The organism is Campylobacter sp. US42a (assembly GCF_004379055.1).
GTDB lineage: Bacteria > Campylobacterota > Campylobacteria > Campylobacterales > Campylobacteraceae > Campylobacter_D > Campylobacter_D jejuni.
The window spans coordinates 44762-65232 of sequence record NZ_RYYK01000001.1; the positions used below are offsets into that span (position 1 = coordinate 44762).

At 31.7% G+C, this 20471-nt stretch carries 15 protein-coding genes, 1 tRNA gene and 1 other RNA gene; 10 read left to right on the top strand and 7 right to left on the bottom strand.

The features are described from left to right. Window positions 1-6: 6 nt before the first annotated feature. From ELQ10_RS00225 to mqnE, 4 genes are read right to left on the bottom strand one after another with little or no spacing between them, the layout of a single operon-like run. Entirely contained in the window at window positions 7-705 is a 699-nt protein-coding gene (locus tag ELQ10_RS00225) for a VacJ family lipoprotein (protein WP_044306210.1), read from the bottom strand. A gap of 44 nt (window positions 706-749) precedes the next feature. Then, window positions 750-1193, bottom strand: coding sequence for a phosphoribosyltransferase (locus tag ELQ10_RS00230; protein ID WP_002893963.1), 444 nt, complete (start codon window positions 1191-1193; stop codon window positions 750-752). Between the two features lie 13 nt (window positions 1194-1206). Then, window positions 1207-2526 (bottom strand): NCS2 family permease, encoded by a 1320-nt coding sequence (locus ELQ10_RS00235; RefSeq protein WP_002893965.1) that lies wholly within the window; start codon window positions 2524-2526, stop codon window positions 1207-1209. A 10-nt stretch (window positions 2527-2536) separates the two neighbouring features. Then, the gene (gene mqnE, locus ELQ10_RS00240; protein WP_134250007.1) at window positions 2537-3601 is read right to left on the bottom strand and encodes an aminofutalosine synthase MqnE; all 1065 of its coding nucleotides are present in this window, start codon (window positions 3599-3601) and stop codon (window positions 2537-2539) included. Between the two features lie 142 nt (window positions 3602-3743). Here mqnE and ELQ10_RS00245 point away from each other — a divergent pair, with 142 nt between their 5' ends. The 3 genes from ELQ10_RS00245 (at window position 3744) to fumC (ending at window position 9420) form a co-directional block, all read left to right on the top strand. Further along, window positions 3744-6092, top strand: coding sequence for a nucleotidyltransferase (locus ELQ10_RS00245; RefSeq protein WP_134250008.1), 2349 nt, complete (start codon window positions 3744-3746; stop codon window positions 6090-6092). A gap of 4 nt (window positions 6093-6096) precedes the next feature. Further along, complete coding sequence (gene glmS / locus ELQ10_RS00250; RefSeq protein WP_070306423.1) at window positions 6097-7893, top strand: glutamine--fructose-6-phosphate transaminase (isomerizing); 1797 nt, start codon at window positions 6097-6099, stop codon at window positions 7891-7893. Window positions 7894-8028: 135 nt separating this feature from the next. Next, entirely contained in the window at window positions 8029-9420 is a 1392-nt protein-coding gene (fumC, locus tag ELQ10_RS00255) for a class II fumarate hydratase (RefSeq protein ID WP_126214986.1), read from the top strand. Window positions 9421-9449: 29 nt separating this feature from the next. On the opposite strand, the gene ELQ10_RS00260 is transcribed toward fumC, so the two are convergent. Beyond that, window positions 9450-10493 (bottom strand): AI-2E family transporter, encoded by a 1044-nt coding sequence (locus tag ELQ10_RS00260; protein ID WP_002862038.1) that lies wholly within the window; start codon window positions 10491-10493, stop codon window positions 9450-9452. Window positions 10494-10496: 3 nt separating this feature from the next. After that, the gene (ruvB, locus tag ELQ10_RS00265) at window positions 10497-11504 is read right to left on the bottom strand and encodes a Holliday junction branch migration DNA helicase RuvB (RefSeq protein ID WP_002859650.1); all 1008 of its coding nucleotides are present in this window, start codon (window positions 11502-11504) and stop codon (window positions 10497-10499) included. 90 nt (window positions 11505-11594) lie between these two features. On the opposite strand from ruvB, the gene ELQ10_RS00270 reads away from it, so the two are divergent. The 3 genes from ELQ10_RS00270 (at window position 11595) to ELQ10_RS00280 (ending at window position 14841) form a co-directional block, all read left to right on the top strand. After that, entirely contained in the window at window positions 11595-12005 is a 411-nt protein-coding gene (locus tag ELQ10_RS00270) for a hypothetical protein (RefSeq protein ID WP_002783915.1), read from the top strand. Next, window positions 12006-12364, top strand: a transfer-messenger RNA (tmRNA) gene (gene ssrA / locus ELQ10_RS00275). A gap of 203 nt (window positions 12365-12567) precedes the next feature. Beyond that, on the top strand, window positions 12568-14841 hold the full coding sequence (locus tag ELQ10_RS00280; RefSeq protein WP_134250009.1) for an autotransporter outer membrane beta-barrel domain-containing protein: 2274 nt from the start codon (window positions 12568-12570) through the stop codon (window positions 14839-14841). Between the two features lie 141 nt (window positions 14842-14982). On the opposite strand, the gene ELQ10_RS00285 is transcribed toward ELQ10_RS00280, so the two are convergent. Then, a complete protein-coding gene (locus ELQ10_RS00285) occupies window positions 14983-17091 on the bottom strand; it encodes an RNA degradosome polyphosphate kinase (RefSeq protein ID WP_223209681.1) in 2109 nt (702 codons plus the stop codon). A gap of 163 nt (window positions 17092-17254) precedes the next feature. Between ELQ10_RS00285 and nrfH the strand changes: the two genes are divergently transcribed. The 4 genes from nrfH (at window position 17255) to ELQ10_RS00305 (ending at window position 20461) form a co-directional block, all read left to right on the top strand. After that, window positions 17255-17770, top strand: a complete 516-nt coding sequence (gene nrfH / locus ELQ10_RS00290; protein ID WP_010891930.1) for a cytochrome c nitrite reductase small subunit — start codon at window positions 17255-17257, stop codon at window positions 17768-17770. Between the two features lie 14 nt (window positions 17771-17784). Next, window positions 17785-19617 carry an ammonia-forming cytochrome c nitrite reductase subunit c552 gene (locus tag ELQ10_RS00295; protein WP_134250010.1) on the top strand — a complete coding sequence of 611 codons (1833 nt, stop codon included), beginning with the start codon at window positions 17785-17787 and terminating at the stop codon, window positions 19615-19617. Window positions 19618-19753: 136 nt separating this feature from the next. After that, the gene (locus ELQ10_RS00300) at window positions 19754-20308 is read left to right on the top strand and encodes a hypothetical protein (protein WP_070277618.1); all 555 of its coding nucleotides are present in this window, start codon (window positions 19754-19756) and stop codon (window positions 20306-20308) included. A gap of 63 nt (window positions 20309-20371) precedes the next feature. Then, window positions 20372-20461, top strand: a tRNA-Ser gene (locus ELQ10_RS00305). Window positions 20462-20471: the final 10 nt, after the last annotated feature.

A 20471-nucleotide genomic window follows, 5' to 3' on the forward strand; every position in this document is an offset into this window, starting at 1 on the left:
TTTCCTTTATTTGCTAAGTTCATTGCGTCTTTGCTCGTAAGCATCACGCAAGAATGGATATAAATTAGGCGTGTTGTGATAAATTTCATCAATTTCATCAAGTCTAAAACTAAGTTCATTACCAAATCCATAAGCACTTATAGCTATACTTGCCCAAGTAGGATCAATGTAAGCGGTAAAAGTTGCATACCAAGTTGCAGGTAAAGCAAGAGTATCTCTAAGATTGCTAGGACCAAGTATAGGTAAGACAATATGAAAACCACTTCCTACACCCCAGTGAGCCAAAACGGTTCCTAGATCCGCGGGATGTTTTTTAAGACCCATTTTTGATGCCACATCCATAAGTCCACCAAAGCCCATAATGGTATTGGCGGTAAATCTTTTAAATTCTTCTCCCGCTTCTTCAAATTTAAACTGCAAAACATTGCCTACAAAACGCAAAGGAGCAAGTAAATTATCAAAGAAATTTCTTACTCCTAATCTTATAAATTCAGGAGTGATAGCGTTATAGCCTTTAAGAACGGGACGCAAACCATAATCATACAAAGCCACATTAAAGCTTGTCATAGCTTTGTTATATCCTGAAAGTGGATCGTTTACTTGATAGTTTTGGTATTCTTGTTCAAAATCATCTAAATTTTGTTCTTTAGCAAAAGCAAAAATAGTAAAAAAAATTAAAATAAAAGATATAAATTTTATTCTCAAGCAAAAACTCCTAAAAATTTTAAAAGTAAAATTATAGCAAATTTTTAATCAAGATTTATATCCCAGTAAAAATCCACCCATTCAGTAGCTTCTTTTACTTTAAAATCAGGCTCCAAAAGAGCAGTTTTTTTATAAAAAATGGTTGCAATTTTAAGTTCTATATGAGGAAATTTTTCAAGCAAAACTTTTTTTATTTCTGCTAAACTTTCTCCACTATCTACTATATCATCAATGAGTAGAATTTTTTTGTGCTTGCTTAAATCAGGAATGTTGAAAATTTCAATAGTATCAAGTTTTTTTGTATCATCGTAATGAATTGAGTTTAAAGCAAAAAGCTGACGCGTTTTTAAAGCCACTGCTAAAGAGTGTCCTAAACTCATCCCTCCTCTTGCTATAGCTAAAAGTGCATCGGGGTTAAAATCTTTTTTAATTTCTTTAGCAAGAATTTTTACATCTTCTTTAAATTCTTCATAGGAGTAAAATATCATTATATATCCTTATTTATTGTAGTGCCATAAGTAAAAAATTACCCAAAGATAATAAACTTAAAACTATAATGCCAAGATTGATTTTATCCCATTCGCGTTTAAAAATTCTTACAAGTAAATAAGAAAGAAAACCAAAAGCAAAACCTGTGGTGATGGAGTAAGTAAAAGGCATCATGATAATAGTAAAAAAGCTTGCTACAGCTATAGCACTATCTTTAAAATCTATATTTTTAACTTCCATAAACATTAAAATTCCAACCATTACAAGTACGGGGTATATTGCGTTTGCAGGAATGGCTTTAAAAAGTGGCAGTAAAAAAAGTGTAAAAGCAAAACAAATAGCTACAACTAAAGCTGTAAGCCCCGTTCTTCCCCCGCTTTCAACCCCTGTAGTGCTTTCTACAAAAGCTGTAACTGTAGAAGTGCCTGTCATAGCTCCTAAAGCCGATCCTGTTGCATCTGCCATTAATGTTTTGCTTAGTTTTTTTTCTCCATTTTTTGGATCATCAAAAATCTTTCCTCTTTCACCCACACCTGTGATAGTTCCTATACTATCAAAAAGTTGAGTGATAAAAAAAGTAAGAATTATAGGTATCATAGTAATATTTAAGGCACTTTTGATATCAAGTTGTAAAAAGATGGCTCCTAGGCCATTTTCCATGCTAAAATTTGGCAAAGAAAAGATTTGCACAGGAAAACTTGCATTGTCTAAATGGAAAATCCAAGCGATAATAGAGCTTACTAATACCCCCAAAATAAAAGCTCCGCGAAGTTTTATAGCCCAAAAAAAGATGATTAAAGCTAGAGTGAAAATTCCAAAAAGCACATGAGGACTTTTGAAATTTCCTATGCTTACTAAAGTATCTTTATTATGCATGATCACACCCATTTGACTTAAGCCTAAAAAAGCTATAAAACAACCTATACCCGCACAAATTGCAAGGCGTAAATCTTTTGGGATATTGCGGATTACCCAAAGGCGAAAATGCGTAAAAGAAAGTATGAGAAAAATAATACTTGAAATAAAAACAGCTCCTAAGGCACTTTGCCAAGCTATGTTTTGACCTAAACAAACCGCAAAGGTAAAATAAGCATTTAAACCCATTCCTACACTCATAGCTACAGGAGTATTGGCAAAAAAAGCATTAAAAGCACTTGCAACTATGGTGATTAAAGCTGTTGCGGTGATTAAAGCTTCTATGGGCATTCCTGTATTTCCTACTATGCTAGAATTTACGGGGATAATGTAAACCATAGCCAAAAAAGTAGTAAGCCCTGCTATAACTTCGGTTTTAAAACTCGTATTGTTTTCTTTGAGTTTAAAAAAGTCCATTTTTTTCTCCTTAGTAGGTTTTTAGCTCGTTATATAAACTATCGCGTTCTACAGGAATAAGATTTGAAGTTTTTATCATATCGATAAAAATTTTTAAACTTGTGCCTTTAGCAGATTTTGCACCACCTGCACTTTGTATGCTTTCTTTTTCTATGGTACCGTCTAAATCATTAGCTCCAAATTCTTGTGCTACCATGGCTAAATTTAAAGTCATTGTTGCCCAGTAAGCTTTGATATTTTTAATATTATCAAGCACTAAACGAGCAATGGCAATGGTTTTTAAAATTTCTTCACTATCTATGATTTTATCAGTTTGTATAAAGCTATTATCCCTTTGCCAAACTAGAGGGATAAAAGCATTAAATCCACCGGTTTGATCTTGAAGATCACGCAGTCTTAACATATGATCGATTCTGTGATGTCTTTCTTCTATATGTCCAAAAAGCATGGTAGCATTACTTTGTTTGCCTTTTTCATGCCAAAGTTTATGAATTTTAAGCCAATTTTCACTGCTAACTTTTCCATGACAAATTTTCTTACGCACTTCTTCATCAAAAATTTCAGCCCCACCGCCTGGCATAGAATCAACGCCGTATTCAAGCATTTTTTCTATCACTTCTTCATAGCTCATTTTAAAACGACGATGCAAAAAATCAATCTCAGCAGCAGTCATAGCTTTTACATGAAGATTAGGATATTTTTCTTTTATCATTTTAAAAATTTCTAAATACCACTGCCAAGTTGTATCTTTGTTGTGAGCTGAAACGATATGCACTTCTTTAGTTTCTCGTTTTACAGTTTCATCGACAATTTTCATAATCTCTTCATGAGTCATCAAATAAGGATTAGGATTTTTTCGGTGCGCTGAAAAGGCGCAAAATTTACAGGTATCTGCACAGATATTAGTTGGGTTGATATGGCGATTGATATTAAAATAGACTTTTTTTCCGTGAAGTTTGGTGCGTTTTTTGTGAGCGTATTTGCCTAAGGTAAAAAGATCTAGATCCCAAAGTGCATTGGCTTCTTCTTGGTTTAATCTTTCTTCATTTTCTAGTTTGGTAATTAAATTTTTCATTTTAATTTTACTCTTTTGCTGTTTTTAAATAAAGCATTATAATTTTTGCTTACTGAAAAAGAGTTTATAGAAAAAGCCAAAATAAAAGATATTTTTGTTAAGATTATTATTAAAATATTAAAATTTAAAGAGAGTAGAAATTTTGTTAAATAAAGAATTAGAAATTTTTAAAAAAAATCTTAGTTCCTATACCCAAAGTTGTAGAAAATTTTTTCTTAAGCAAGGGGCGTTTAGCTTATATCATTCTAAAAATATGGATAATTTCATAAAAAAAGCTTATGATATAGTTCTTAAAGATTATTTTGATGATTTTTCACCTCCAAGTGATAATATCCCTTTTTGTGTTTTAGCAAGTAAAGCATATGCAAACAATAGTCTTTGTTTTAATGAAAGTATTTCTTTGATTTTTGTTTATAAAGATATTAAGGCTTTTCATTTAAAACCTATGATTAAGGCTTTTATCGAAATTTTAAATGATGCGCATTTGCAAATTGACTCTGTTGTCTTAGAATTTAACGGACTTTATAATGCTAGCAATGAGCTTAAGACTTCTATAATACAAACTCGTTTTATATGTGGTTCTAGGATTTTATTTAAAGGGATTAAGACAAAATTTGAGAGTATTTTAAAAGAAAATAAAAATGATTTTGCCAAGCTTTTATTAGAAAATTTTAAAGAATTTGATATTCCATTTATAAAGCAAGAATTTAATATCTTAAAAGATTTTGGCGGATTAAATCATTTAAGATCCTTAGAGAGTTTGCTTGTTCTTTTTAAGACTTCTCCAAAAAATTATGCTTTAAATTTTATAGATGAAAAAAATTTAAGTGAGTTGCGTTTAGCTGGAGATTTTTTGCTTTCTTTAAAATCAGCGATGAATTTATTAAGCGCTAAAGATGAGGATGAGTTTTTACTTATTAATGTTCATGATTTGAGTGAATTAATGTATAAAAAAGCTAAAAAACATTTTGGAGCAAATGAGTTGTTGGTTCAAAAGGCTTTACAAAGTATGCATACTATAGGTTTTTATACACACTTTTTAGCAAAGCAAATTCAAGATGGATTAAATCATACTCTTAAACAAGAATATAAATTTAAAACTCTTGTGGAAGTTTTAGAATACTTATTAAAACTTGAAGATAAACAGGTTATTTTCGATCTTAACTTGGTTTTTGCCCTAAGAAGATTGAAATACAGTAAAAAAGATATAGAAAAAGCTTTAATACTTTTTGAGAAAATTTTTTATAAAAGGCATAGTTTTTGTGTTTTAAAACTTTTGCTTGATAGTGGAATTTTAAAAGATTTATGCAAGCCTTTTTGGACAGTTCGTTTTTTAAGCGATGAAGAAGGAAATTATAGTTTTGATGAGCAAGTTTTTCTTATGTTAAGTGAATTTGAAAAATACGAAGATGAGCTTGAGATACTCCAAAAACTTAAAACCGATGAAAAAATGATTTTAAAGCTTGTGATACTTTTAAGCGCTATAGAAAGTGAAAATGAAATTTCTTTAGCAGGCATATATAGAGCGTATTGCTCCAAATTTGATTTAAAGAATGAAATTTTAGAATGGGGTCTTAAGATATTTAAAAACAATAATGCCTTAAAAGATCTTGTAGAAAAAGAAGATATATACAATCCTATTGTTGTAAGTAGCTTGGTTTCTAAGCTAGAAAATTTAGAAAATTTAGAGCTTTTATACACTTTAACTTGGCTAAAGGCTAAGGCTTTAAATTATAATGCTTTTTATTTTAGAGTTCTTGATAAACTTTTAGAAAATGCAAAACAAGGTTTTGAAGATGAAAATCTACTTGAAGAAAGCGCAAGAAGAGTAAAAAAAGAATTAACACTTAAAAGAAGTAAGATTTTTTTAGAGCAAGATGAAATTTTGCAAGATAAAATCATACATATCAAATCAAATCTTTTTATTATAAAAAATACTTTTGAAGATATTGTTATGATTTCTAAATTAGCCAAAGAAAATGATTTTAAATTTTGGTTTAGCAATGAAACAAATCTTAGTTTGCAAATTGTTGCACCACTTCATTTTAATATTGCCATTATTTTAAGTTCTTTAACAAATTTAAATCTTATTTTCATGAATTTTTTTGAACTTTTTGATGATAAAATTTATTTAAGATTTGAATATGATAATATTATCAGTGATGAGCAAAAACTAAAACTTTGCGAGCTTTTAAATTCAAATCTTTCTGGTTTTAATTTGAAAAAAATTAAAAAGCCAATCATTAAAAAAGATGAGTTAAAATTAGACTTAAATTATTCTAAAATGTATGCCAAATTAGGTCTTAATACTAAAGATCAGCAGGGTTTAATGGCGTATTTGATGAATGTTTTTAATGAACTTGAACTTGTTTTATGTGCAGCAAAAATTCAAACCATAAGACAAAGGACGCGTAATATTTTTATTTTTCAAAAGAATGAAAAATTAGAACATAGCGAGCAAAAGTTAGTTAATTTATTAATAAGTGAGTAAAAAAATGTGTGGAATCGTAGGCTATATAGGAAATAATGAAAAAAAACAAATTATATTAAATGGACTTAAAGAATTAGAATACCGTGGCTATGATAGTGCGGGTATGGCAGTGATGCAAGAAGGCGAACTCAGTTTTTTTAAAGCTGTAGGGAAACTTGAAAATTTGGCAAATAAATGCACGGATTTTGAAAGTCAAGGTTATGGTTTTGCTATAGGTCATACAAGATGGGCAACTCATGGTAAGCCTACTGAAATCAACGCACATCCTCATTTAGGACAGTATTCTTGCGTGATTCACAATGGTATTATAGAAAATTATAAAGAAATCAAAGATAAACTTGAAAAAGAAGGCGTGAGTTTTTTAAGTCAAACCGATACAGAAGTTATTGTTCAGCTTTTTGAATTTTATGCAAGAAATTTAGGAGTTTTTGAGGCTTGGCAAAAAACCATCAAAGAACTTCGCGGTGCTTTTGCTACTTTGTTGGTAACAAAAAAAGATCCCAATCATGTGTATTTTGCAAAAAATGCCGCTCCTTTGATTATCGGTAAAAATGCAAATAAAGAATGGTATTTTTCTTCAGGTGATGCACCTTTGATAGGAAGTTGTGATGAGGTAATGTATCTTGAAGATTTAAGTTTAGGGTATGCGAGTAAAGACGAGCTTGTCGTTTATGAAAATGATGTTTTAAAATCACTTTGTTTTTCTAAGCTTTCAGGCGATAAGGCTTATGCAAAAAAAGACGGATTTCGCTTTTTTATGGAAAAAGAAATTTATGAGCAAAGTCGCGTGATGAGTGAAGTTTTAATGGGGCGTATTCAAGGCGATGAAGTCGTTTTTGATGAGTTAAACAATGAAGATTTAAGTCAAGTAGATGAAATCACGCTTTGTGCTTGTGGAACAAGTTATCATGCTGCAATGGCAAGTGCTTATTTGTTTGAAAGAATTGCTAAAGTTAAAGCTAAAGTAGAAATTGCAAGTGAATTTCGCTACCGTGAAGCGATTGTAAAAAAAGATTCTTTATTTATTGTTATTTCTCAAAGTGGAGAAACAGCAGATACTTTAGAGGCTTTAAAGATTGCAAAAGAGCAGGGTGCTAAGACTTTTGCAATTTGTAATGTGGATAATTCTAATATAGTGCGTTTAGCTCACCTAAGTCTTTTAACTCGTGCGGGTATAGAAAAAGGAGTTGCTTCAACTAAAGCTTTTGCCACTCAGGTTTTAACACTTTGGATGCTTGCTATTTTTATGGCACAAAAAAGAAATTTAAATGTTTCTGCTGAAATTAAAGCACTTTTGCATACTCCAAATTGCGTGAGTGTAAAACAGGCTTTACATGAAAAAATTCATCGTTTATCCAAGCGTTATTTAGATGGACATGGCTTTTTCTTTATAGGCAGAGATGTGTTTTATCCTTTGGCCTTAGAAGGAGCTTTGAAACTTAAAGAATTATCTTATCTTCATGCTGAAGGTTATCCTGCAGGAGAGATGAAACATGGCCCTATTGCTTTGGCTGATTCTAAGCTTTATACTATAGCTTTAATGCCAAAGCACATGCTTTATGAAAAAACAAAATCAAATGTTGAAGAGCTTATTGCTAGGGATTCTACAGTGCTTAGCATTTCACCTTTAGAATTTGATTTGAGTGATGATTTTATAAAAACCAATGAGCAAGATCATTATATGTGTGAATTTTTTGAAATGATGGTAATTACTCAACTTTTAGCGATGGAAATTTCCATAAGACTTGGTAATGATGTGGATATGCCAAGAAATTTGGCTAAAAGCGTAACAGTCGAATAATCCGTGCAGTTTAAATAAACTGCACATAACTTTCAAATACTTCAAAAAAAATATAAATAAATTTTAAATTATAAGCTAACTTTATGCTTATTTTTGTTTAAATAATTCTAACAATATTTCTAGAAAGGAAACACTATGGAATATAGAGTTGAACACGATACCATGGGTGAAGTTAAGGTCCCAAATGACAAATATTGGGGAGCTCAAACTGAAAGAAGTTTTGAAAATTTCAAAATCGGTTGTGAGAAAATGCCAAAGGTTTTAATCTATGCTTTTGCAAATCTTAAAAAATCTTTAGCTTTAGTCAATAACAAACTTGGCAAACTTGATGATGCTAAGAAAAATGCTATAGTTCAAGCTTGCGATGAGATTATCGCAGGTAAATTTGATGATAATTTTCCACTTGCGATTTGGCAAACAGGTTCAGGCACACAAAGTAATATGAATATGAATGAAGTTATTGCAAATCGTGCCACTGAAATCATGGGCGGAGATTTTCGCAAAGAAAAGCTTGTACATCCAAATGATCATGTTAATATGAGTCAAAGTTCAAATGATACTTTTCCAACTGCTATGAGTATCGTTGCGGTTGAGCAAGTAGAGAAAAAGCTTATCCCTGCGCTTGATGAGCTTATTGCAACTTTTGAAAAAAAAGTAAAAGAATTTGATGGTATTATCAAGATAGGACGCACGCATTTACAAGATGCTACGCCACTTACTCTAGCACAAGAATTTAGTGGATATCTTTCTATGCTTTTGCATTCAAAAGAGCAAATCATCGCTTCTTTACCAACTTTAAGAGAACTTGCCATAGGAGGAACTGCAGTAGGAACAGGGCTTAATGCACATCCAGAATTAAGTCAAAAAGTAAGTGAAGAACTAACTCAACTTATAGGTACAAAATTTGTTTCAAGTCCAAATAAATTTCATGCTTTAACAAGTCATGATGCGATCAATTTTACTCATGGAGCTATGAAAGGTTTGGCTGCAAATTTAATGAAAATTGCAAATGATATAAGATGGTTAGCTTCAGGCCCAAGATGCGGTCTTGGTGAGCTTATCATCCCTGAAAATGAGCCAGGAAGTTCGATTATGCCAGGTAAGGTAAATCCTACCCAGTGCGAAGCTGTTGCTATGGTTGCTGTACAAGTGATGGGAAATGATGCAGCTATTGGATTTGCAGCAAGTCAAGGAAATTTTGAACTTAATGTGTTTAAGCCTGTGATTATTTATAATTTCTTGCAAAGTCTTGATTTGTTGGCTGATTCTATGCATTCATTCAATATCCATTGTGCTGTAGGCATAGAACCAAATCGTGCAAAAATCGATCATAATCTTCATAATTCTTTAATGCTAGTTACCGCTCTAAATCCACACATAGGTTATGAAAACGCTGCTAAAGTAGCCAAAAATGCCCATAAAAAAGGTATTTCTTTAAAAGAAAGTGCAATGGAGCTTGGTTTGGTTAGCGAAGAAGATTTCAATAAATTTGTTGATCCTACTAAAATGATAGGTCCAAAAGCCTAGAACATAAAACTTGCCTTTTTTAAGGCAAGTTAAATTAAATTCTTATCTTTTAAAATCACATACATTCTTAAAGTTGATACAAAAAAAGTTAAAATCGCAGGACCTAGTATAATACCCCAAAAACCAAAGGTTGAAATTCCTGCTATCATAGCCAAGAAAATTAAAAGTTCGTTGATTTTAGTAGGGGTTTTTACAAGTTTTTTGTTGATCCATTTGATGATTAAAGGCTTGATTAAAGTATCTGCTATAAAAGAAATTACAATTACAGAGTAAATAAAAATAACAAGAGCTGAGTTAAGATTGTTTGAGGCAAATTCATAAAGACTTACAGGCACATAAATTAAAGCTCCTCCTATAGCAGGTATGAGAGAACTTACAGCAAAAATTACTCCCATTAAAATTCCATCATAACCATAAAACATTGTGATTAAACCAAAAAGTGCACCTTGAAATATTGCTACAATTACCATAGAGTAAAGCACAACAGCCATAACATTACCCACTTCGCTTAAAACATCATCGAGTTCTTTTTTATCAATAGGAATGATGGATTTAAGATAGATAACAAGTTCTGTTCCATATAGATTTGCAAAGAAATAAAACACACAAATTAAAACCATATCTATAAGAAATTTAGCCCCTGATTTTGTAAAACTTGAAGCATAGCTTAGAATTTGTTTGGAAATGCTATTTAAATCTATAGAAGCTAAAAATTCTTTGATTTTAGGTTCTAAAAAATTAAAGCTTTCAGGCAAGGTAAATTGATAGTTTTTGACATAATCAAGTGTTTGTGTGACTAAATTAATATCAAAATTTTTTAAAGCTTTGGCAAGTTCTATCATAGCATAAACAAAAGGTGCAAAGAAAAGCAAAACCATACAAGTTGTTGTAAGAATGGAAGCTAAAAATTTATGCCCTTTAGTAAGATTTAAAAATTTCGCATTGATATTTGAGGTAGCTACCGCCATTAAACTAGCTATGATAATTACAAGTAAAAAACCTTTAAAAAGGTAAAGCAAAAGAAATAAAATGACTAAAATAAAGCTTATAAGAAAGAATTTTCCATTTTGCAAAATTTACTCCTCAAATAAAGTTTTTTCATAGTTTAGTTTTAAAGCACTATAACTTTTTGCACTTGCTATACGCCCTTTTGCAGTGCGTTCTATATAGCCATTAGCTAGTAAATAAGGCTCGATTACATCTTCTATGGTATTTTCATCTTCGCTTAAAGCCGCAGCAATACTTGCAAGCCCAATAGGTTTTTGCTTAGCAGCGGTTAAAAGTTCAAGATATCTTAAATCCATCGCATCAAAACCAAGCTCATTAACCCCTAAAGAATTTAAGGCCTCATTAGCCCTTTTTTCTGTGATAATCTCTTCATCATTAACATCGGCAAAATCTCTAACTCTTTTTAAAAGCCTTAAGGCTATCCTTGGGGTAGAGCGACTTCTTTTAGCGATCTCAAGTGCGGCTTTTTCTTCGCAAGTTTTATTAAGTTTTAAAGCTGCTTTTTGCAAAATGAGGGCAAGTTCGCTATCTTTGTAAAATTCTAATCTAAATTGCATACCAAAACGATCACGTAAAGGATTGCTAAGCATACCTGCACGAGTTGTAGCCCCTATAAGAGTAAATTTTGGTAAATCGATTTTTATGGTTTGAGCAGCTGGGCCACTACCTATAATGATATCAAGGCGGTAATCCTCCATCGCAGGGTAAAGCACTTCTTCGATAGCAGGGCTTAAGCGGTGAATTTCATCGATAAAAAGTATATCCCCTTCGCTAAGATTGGTTAAAATAGCGGCTAAATCTCCGCTTTTTTCTATCATAGGAGCGGCGGTTGTTTTGATATTTGCACCCATTTCATAGGAGATGATATTAGCTAGTGTTGTTTTTCCAAGTCCTGCAGGACCACTAAAAAGTATATGATCTAAACATTCATTGCGTTTTTTGGCTGCAGCTATAAAGATATTTAAATTTTTTTTAATGCTTTCTTGACCTATATAACCATCAAAATTTGAAGGACGCAACGAAGTTTCGTAAGTTTCATCAAAGGAGTATTTTTCTATTTCTACTATTCTATCCATATCTTTGCTTATATTTTGGAAAAATTAAAATAAGATTTTAGCTAAAATTTGCTAGAATTTACATTAAACTTTAATGATTATGGTTTAAAAATGGGAATTTTAACAAAATTAGAATTAGATTATGAAATTGACGATATAGAAAAATTTTTGCAATTTTTTAGAACCATGTGCGATAGGTTTGAACCTTTAATCATCAAGCTTGGAAGCGATAGTGTGCGTTATAAAGAAGCCATAAAAGAGCTTGAAACTTTAGCACACAATACCGCTTGGGCAGCAAGACGCTTAAATCTTGAAGAAGTGACTGATTTTTGTGTATTTTGTGAAGAGATGATGGCGCAAGCAAATCGCTTTAATGGGCCTGCTAGTGATGAATTTACGGATTGGATGCTTTTGATGAGTGATCAGTTTGAAAAATATTGTCGTTCATATGAAAATGATGATTCTGTTTTAGCGGTTTTTAATCCTTTAATTGTTAATGTTCCAAATATTATTTCTAAATAAGGGAGCGACTTGGCTTCGACAGGAGTAAGTCTGCTTAGATGGCATGTCGCTTTGGGCAAAGCGTAAAAAGCCCAAATAAAATTAAACGCAAACAACGTTAAATTCGCTCCTGCTTACGCTAAAGCTGCGTAAGTTCAGTTGAGCCTGAAATTTAAGTCATACTATCTAGCTTAATTTTCGGTCATTTTTGATAGTGTAGCCTTGCGTTTGACAAGCGTTGAGGTGAAATAAAGTCTTAGCCTTGCTTTTGAGTTTTGGAAGATGAGCGAAGTAGGGTGAAGTAGTCATCTTTGCTAAGCATGTAGAGGTCTTTGTGGGATTATTTTTGGACAGGGGTTCGATTCCCCTCGCTTCCACCATCACGCTAATTTTAAGTAAATCATAAGTTTATTTCAAATTTTTAGAATTTTTTATATGAAGTTAAGATCGATTTATTACCCTTAAAACTTTGATATATTAGGTTCTATAATTTTTCATTAAAAATTATAGTTTTATTTTTAAGCTTATTTTTAGGGGGGGGTATAATTTCTTCTTTAGTTTAAATTTATTGAAGGAGAAACTTATGAAGAAAAATGCTTCGAGCAAGATATTGCTAAGCTTAGGTGCAGCAACTTTGCTTTATTCGGGTGCTTTTGCTGAAGAAATCAATCTTGCACAATCTTCAGATATAGGAAAATATTTTGAAGAAAATGGTAAGGATATCAATCTTAAAAATCCTGATAATTACAAAGGAAAAGATTTAAGTATCAAAATGGGCATTGGGGATTTACCAAGCGATGGCTATGATAGCGCTGATTATCGATTTAATATTGATATCGGTAAAAACAATACTTTAAGCTTTACGCATAATAACAATCAAGAACCTGCTTATGTAACAAATCTAAACGCTACTGCTAAAAAAGTTGAAACAACAGATATAATTTTACAAGCTTTTGCGCCTTCGGTGATTAATGGAGATTTGACTATGACTGGCTCAGGAAAGGAAGCCATTACTCAAGATGAAGAAAAAGGTTCGGGTATAATTCTTTATAATGGAGCAGGTGAAACACAAAGTGCTAATGGTAGTTTAACTATAAATGGAAATTTTACTGCCGATAAAACCCTTTTTGCTACTTATGGAAATTTTGTTAAGGTAAATGGAACTGCAAATCTTACAAATTCAAATTTTGGACTTATCAAACGCTCTTATACAGACTTAGAAGCAAATAATGTAGTAATGGTTCAAGCTAAAGATTTCAATGAAGATATTTTAAAAGCAAAGAACAACGCAGGTGCATTACTTGTAAAATTTTTAAATGATTATGTTTCAACTGATCTTCATGGCAAAGATGTTGCAGAAACAGGAGCTGTTATAGATATTAGCGATGAAGAGAAATATGGCGATGGAGAAAAAGGCTTTGTAGATTATAAACTTAGCGTTCAAAACTGCGGTGGCAATAAATGCTTAGTGATCAATGGAGGTGCTACTGCAGCGGCTAAAAATTTAACTAATCAAATCACAGTAGATATAGATGCTATAGATAAATTGCTTAAAAATGAATTTGATCCTAGTCAAGAAGAAGAATGGACAAAAGTTAAAGAAGCCCTTGAAAAACAAAAAGAAGAGCTTAAAAAACTTCAACAAGAAGCTATGCAAAACGGCGGTAAAATCGATGATGAAAAATACGTTGATTTAGTAAATAAAAACTTAAATTTAAATCTTAGTGCTAATGATAAAGCTTCTATCCTAGCTCTTCGTTCTATCACAGAACAATTAGGAAGTATAGGGGCAGATTTAGCAAGTAGAGAAGGTGTAAAACTAGCTTTAGATATCAAAAAAGACACAGACAATACAGGTAAATCTGTATCTAATCTAAATTCAGCTTCTAGTGCAGTGAATACCACTATGAATATTTCTAATGATGTTTCTATAGGTTCTCGTGTAGCAATGCTAAACAATCCTTTTGGAACTTATGCTTCTAAAATGAATGGTCTTAAATTTGCTGCTTTAGATAGTGATATGAGACCAAGCTATGTAAATGAATATACCAATAGTGTTTGGGCTAATGCTTTTGGTGGTGCTAACATTATCGATGGAGATAGTGGTGCAATGTATGGTGCTACTATAGGTGTAGATAAACAAGCTAATGATAATGTTTTATGGGGTGCTTATTTTACTTATGTAAACGCTAAAATCAAAGACAATAATTTAGAACAAAAAAGTGATAACTTCCAATTAGGTATGTATTCTACTATCAATGTAGCTCCACAATGGGAACTTAATCTTAAAGCTTATGCTCAAGTTTCTCCAACTAAACAAGACAATGTTCAAGTAGATGGGGCATATAACTCAGATTATACAAGCAAATTCTTAGGACTTAGTGCTAATGCAGGTCGTGTGTTTGACTTTAGTGATAATACTTTATTTATTAAACCTTTTGCGGGAGTAAATTATTATTTTAGTTATACTCCATCTCATACAGAAAATGGTGCTATTGCTAAAGATATTGATTCTATGAAAAACAATTCTGTAAGTGTTGAAGTGGGTGCTGAATTTAGAAAATATATGAATGAAAACTCTTATATTTTTGTAACTCCAAAAATAGAACAATTTGTTATCAATAGTGGTGATGATTACACAGCTAACCTAGCTGTAAATAATGCTTTCTTTACTAGTATAGAAGCTAACAACAAGAAAAAAACATACGGACAAATTATCGTAGGGGGTAATGTAGATTTTACAAATCAACTCAGTATGAATCTTGGCTTTGGTGCTAAACAAATACTAGCAGGTAAAGTAGATAATAAAAATGAAACTTACTTAAGTGGTCAAGTAGGACTTAAGTATAAATTTTAATCTTAAAAATCATTTCTAAATCTTTTTATAGTTTAGAAATGATTGTTTATTTCTATGGGAAATCTCCTAGGGCTTTATCTTAAAGCCCTTTTTTATAACAAACAAGTAAATAAGTCTTTAGAGTAAAAACCCTAAAAACTTTTAGTTTTCTTTGAAAAGTTTGGAAGCTAAGTGCGTTGCACGACTTTGATCTGTATCTTTTTTAAGTGTTTTATAAATTTTACTTACATATTCTTCTAAGGTTTGTTGAGAATCTATGATTTTTTCAGAAGAAGGAATTTTTTCATATTCTCCATTGTTTTTAAGCTCATAAGCTAAAACATTATCGCTAAGTTGCAAGCGTAAAAATTGAGCTAATTTAGCTTTGCTTCTTTCATCATATATAGGAGTCATAAGTTCTAAGCGACGCTCTAAATTTCTTGGCATCCAATCTGCACTCGATATAAAATAATTTGGTTCACTATGTTTAAAATAAAATACTCTAGCATGTTCTAAGTATTTTCCTATGATGCTTCTAACGCGTATGTTTTTACTGTATTCTTCATCAGGTTTTAAGCAACAAATTCCGCGTATGATAAGATCGATTTGCACTCCTTCCATACTTGCTTCATAAAGCGCTTGTATGATATCACTATCCACAAGAGAATTCATTTTAGCTACAATCACACCTTCATTTTTCTTGCTTGTTTCAATGCGTATCATTTCTAAAACTTTTTCTTTGATTTGATTTGGGCTCATTGAAAGAGTTTGAAGGCGACGATTTTTACTAAAGCCCGATAAGATGTGAAAAAAGCTTGTCGTATCTCTTGCAAATTCTGCTTTGCTTGTAAAATAACTCACATCAGTATAGATTTTAGCACTGCTTGCATTATAATTTCCTGTGCTTAAATGCATATAAAATTTAAGTTTATCTCCTTGTTTGCGTATGACTTGAGAAACCTTAGCGTGGACTTTAAAACCTGTAATGCCATAAATAACATGAGCTCCGGCATTTTCTAAAGCTTTCGCCCAATGAAGATTATTTTCTTCATCAAAGCGTGCTTTTAATTCTACCATCACAGTTACTTGTTTTCCATCGCTTGCAGCATCAATTAAAGCTTGAACTATATTGGAATTTTTTTCAACTCTATAAAGTGTCATTCTTATGGAAATTACTTCAGGATCTTTGCTTGCTTCTTTGATAAATTTATAAACTGGATCAAAACTTTCAAAAGGTTGTATGATGAGTATATCTTCTTTTTCTACAGCATCAAAAATAGATAAATTCTCATCAAAAGGTGGTAAAGTTTTAGGCGTGTAAAGTGGGCTTAAAAGATGCGTAAAGGTTTTATTTCCCGCGATTTGCCAAAGGCTAGGAAGATTGAGTAAAATAGAATATTCATAAACATCTTTATGAAAAATTTTCATGTGAGTATTAAGAAATTCTACGATTTGTTCATCTGCATCTTTTTGGATTTGTAATCTTACAAAAGCTCCTTTTCTGCGAAGTTTTAAGCCTTGTTCTAAAATCATCATAAAATCATCAGCTTCTTCCTCTTCTATTACCATATCTGCATTTCTAGTCACTCTAAATGCTGCTGAAGCTAAGAGTTTATAACCTGGAAAAATTTCTTCTGCGTGTTGATGGACTATACTTTCTATAGGAACATAAATATTTGCACTTACCTCATAAAAACGAGGTAAAACTCTTGGAATTCTAATCATTCCAAATTTTACAAGTTCAGGATGCGCTTTATCGCAAATTTTAACCGCTAGTGAAAAAGATAAGTTGTTTAAATGCGGAAAAGGGTGAGTAGCATCAACAGCTATTGGAACAATAACAGGAAAAATATTGGAGAAAAAATACTCATCACATTTTTGTTTTAAATTTTCATCTAAATTCTCATAATGTTTTATGAAAAGATTTTCTTTTTCTAATTCACTTGTGATTTCATTAAAATAACGCTCCAAAAGTTCTTTTTCTTGATGTAAGTATTTGCGTATGGCTTTTAATTGTTGTAACGGGGTCATTTCATCGCTACTGCTTGCATTAACTCCAGCTGAAAAAAGTTGTTTTAAGCCTGCGACGCGTATCATATAAAATTCATCTAAATTAGTGCAATATATAGCTATAAATTTTAATTTTTCTAACAAGGGTAAATTTTTAGAACATTGGTCTAAAACACGAGAATTAAAGCGAAGCCAAGAAAGTTCGCGATTGATAAACATATCAGGACTTGTTTGCATTAATTTTTCCTTTTTTAGTTGTATTTTATCATTTATTTTGAAATTATTGAATAAAAGTTTTAAATTTTTTAGGTTAATTAAGAGTAAATATATCTTTAAAATTATATTAAATTCATCTATGTTAGAATCACAAAATTTATTTCTGGGAAATTCTGTGACATTGTTGTTTCATTGAAGATTTTAAGAAATGATAATTTTAAGGAGGAAAATTTTGAAGAAAACTTCGAATCTTTTTACTATTTTTCTTGTTTTGCTTTTTGTTTTCTTTGCGGTTGGGTTTTATACCTTTTATAACGCTAAGGGCACATCTTATTTAAGCAATGCAAGTGAATCTTGTAATAACTGCCATATTATGAATGAAGTTTATAACGAATACATGGCAGGGCCGCATTCTCAAAAAGTCAAAGGCGAACCAAGAGCAACTTGTGTGGATTGCCATTTGCCACATAATTTTGTAGCTAAGTGGATAGCTAAGGCTCAAAGTGGTTTAGGGCATGCTTATGCTTTTACTTTTAAACTTGATGAGTTGCCTACAAATTTGAGCGCGACTGAAAAAAGCAGAAAAATGGTGCAAGAAAACTGCATACGCTGTCATGCAGATTTTGCTCAAACAGCTATCAATGCTACAACAAATCCACATGCAGACAAGTCATTAAATTGTGCTTCTTGTCATAAAGATGTTGGACATAAACACGGAATTTAATAAGGAGAAGATGAATGAAAAAAAATATTTTACGCTTGGGTATTGTTGTTTTGGTTTTACTTATAGCGGGAGTTTTATGGCTAAATAATGATATCAATCAAAAAAAAGAAGATGAAGCAAATAAAAATGCCATTGCAGCAAATGCTGATTTTTCTTTGCTTAGCGACGATGATCCAAATTTTGAAAAATGGGGTAAGGTTTTTCCAGAGCAACTAAAAATGTATTTAACGGTTGAAAAAGAAGAGCCTAAGGCTACTGAATTTGGTGGTAATTTAGCTTATTCAAAATTGATTCGCTTTCCTCAATTAACCATACTTTGGGCAGGATATCCTTTTAGTCTTGATTTCAATGAAGAAAGAGGGCATTTTTGGGTTCAAGTAGATCAAATGAAAACAGCAAGAAACAACAAAGATTTTCTTAATGCCCATGGACTTGCTGCTTTTAAAGGTCAACCTGCAGCTTGTATGAATTGTCATAGTGGATGGACTCCATGGCTTATAAAAAATGTTGCTAAAGGAGATTTTACTGCTTTTAACTCTACAAATTATTGGACTATGATTAAAAATATCCCAGCTGTTGATGGTATAGTAGAAAATTCACCTGAACATGCAGGCCCACATGGTGGTAAAAGAATGGGTGTAACTTGTGCAGATTGTCACAATCCAAATGATATGAGTTTAAGACTTACTCGTCCAGCAGCTATTAATGCTTTAGTTTCTAGAGGATATGAAAAAGATCCAGTACAAGGTGTAAAAGCTACAAGAGAAGAAATGAGAACTTTAGTTTGCTCTCAATGCCATGTTGAATACTATTTTAAACCAACAGGGGAAAAAGTAAAAGTAATGGGTGAAACTATTGTAGATGATAGTTCTAAAAAATGGTGGAATGGAACTCAGAAAAATTATGATGAGTATGAATTTTGGAGAGATGGCAATAAAGCTAAAGAGATTGAAACAGATGGTATAGTTTTAACTTTTCCTTGGAGTGAGTGGAAAAAAGGACAACCATTTAGAATTGAAATGCTAGATGATTATTATGATAAAGTTCGTGGAGTATTTGGAGCTGATTTTACTCATAAATTAACAGGAGCGCAAATTATTAAAATTCAACATCCAGAAAGTGAACTTTATAGTGGCGGTGTGCATGCTGCAAATGGAGTAAGTTGCGTGGATTGTCATATGCCTTATGTTAGAGAAGGAGCTAAAAAGGTTACTCAACACAATATCACTTCTCCTTTAAGAGATATTAACTCTGCTTGTAAGTCTTGTCATAAACAAAGTGAAGATTATTTAAAAGCTCAAGTGCTTGACATACAAAACAGCGTTGCACATGATCAAAGAACTGCAGAGTATGCAATTGTTAGTTTGATTATGGATACTAAAAAATTACGCGATGAACTAGGCAATATGGAAAAATTCCAAAGCGATGGAAAAGCTGATGCGAAAAAAATTAGCGAAGAGCTAAAAGAAGTTTTAGAACTTCATCGTAAAGCTCAAATGAGAGCAGATTTTGTTAATGCTGAAAACTCAACTGGTTTCCATAATCCTCGCGAAGCTTCAAGAATGTTATTGCAAGCTGTTGATATGGCAAGAATGGGACAAACTAAACTTGTAGAAATTGCAGTAGCAAATGGAATTAAAGATTTTAAAACTTCAAATTTAGGTTTTGAAGATATTCAAAAATTTAATCCAGGAGAGCTTTATTATAAAGTAGATGTTAATAATCATAAAGCTGGAGAGCGTTACTATGCAGATGAAAAAGATGTTAATGGCAATCCTCCAAAAGAACTTTTAGAGCATGATAAAGAGCTTACTCCTTATAATTATCAAGTGATTGATAAAAAATAATTCTTAAGCCCTATAATCATAAGGGCTTTTTCTTTTCTTTGTTTTAAAAAATATAAACTTTTTATTTAAAATTCACTTTTGCTTCACTTTGTTTTGTCAAAATATCACAAATTTTGATAATCAAAAAGGAGTTAAAATGATCAATAAAAATAAATTATTTAGACAGGTTCATATCTATCTTAGTTTGTTCTTCTTGCCTTGTGCTTTGCTTTTTGCTTTAACGGGTATAGCATATATTTTTGGTATTAATCAAGATGTGGGCTTAAAAGTTGAGCAGTATCAATTGTCAAAAGTTATAGAAAGTGGTAAAGAAAGAGAAGCTTTAATAGAGTATTTAAAAACAAATGGTTTAAAAGTACCATCTAATACAAATATAATTAAAAGTAAAGATAAAGGTATAACAATAGGTGGAACTCATTATAGTGCTAATATAACTCAAAATTCTACTAATGAATACAGCATTACCTTAAAAACAAGATCTTTACTTGGAGATATGATTATGCTTCATAAAGATAAGGGTGCTTGGTATTTTTCTGTGCTTAGCGTAGGTTTTGGTATTACTTTATTTATGCTTTATATTTCAGGGCTTATGATTACTTTGTTTGCAAATAAAAAAGATAGAAGTAAACAATTTGCAGTTCTTGGAGTAGGGGTTGTTGTAACTTTGCTTTTGGCTTATCTTAGCCTTTGATTTTTCCTAGCTTTTTAAGCTAGGTATTATTTATTTTTTTGTATAATTACACTTTACTTTATTGGACAGATGGGTGAGCGGCTGAAACCACACCCCTGCTAAGGGTGCAGATCTTAACGGGTCTCGAGGGTTCAAATCCCTCTCTGTCCGCCACTAAAACTTT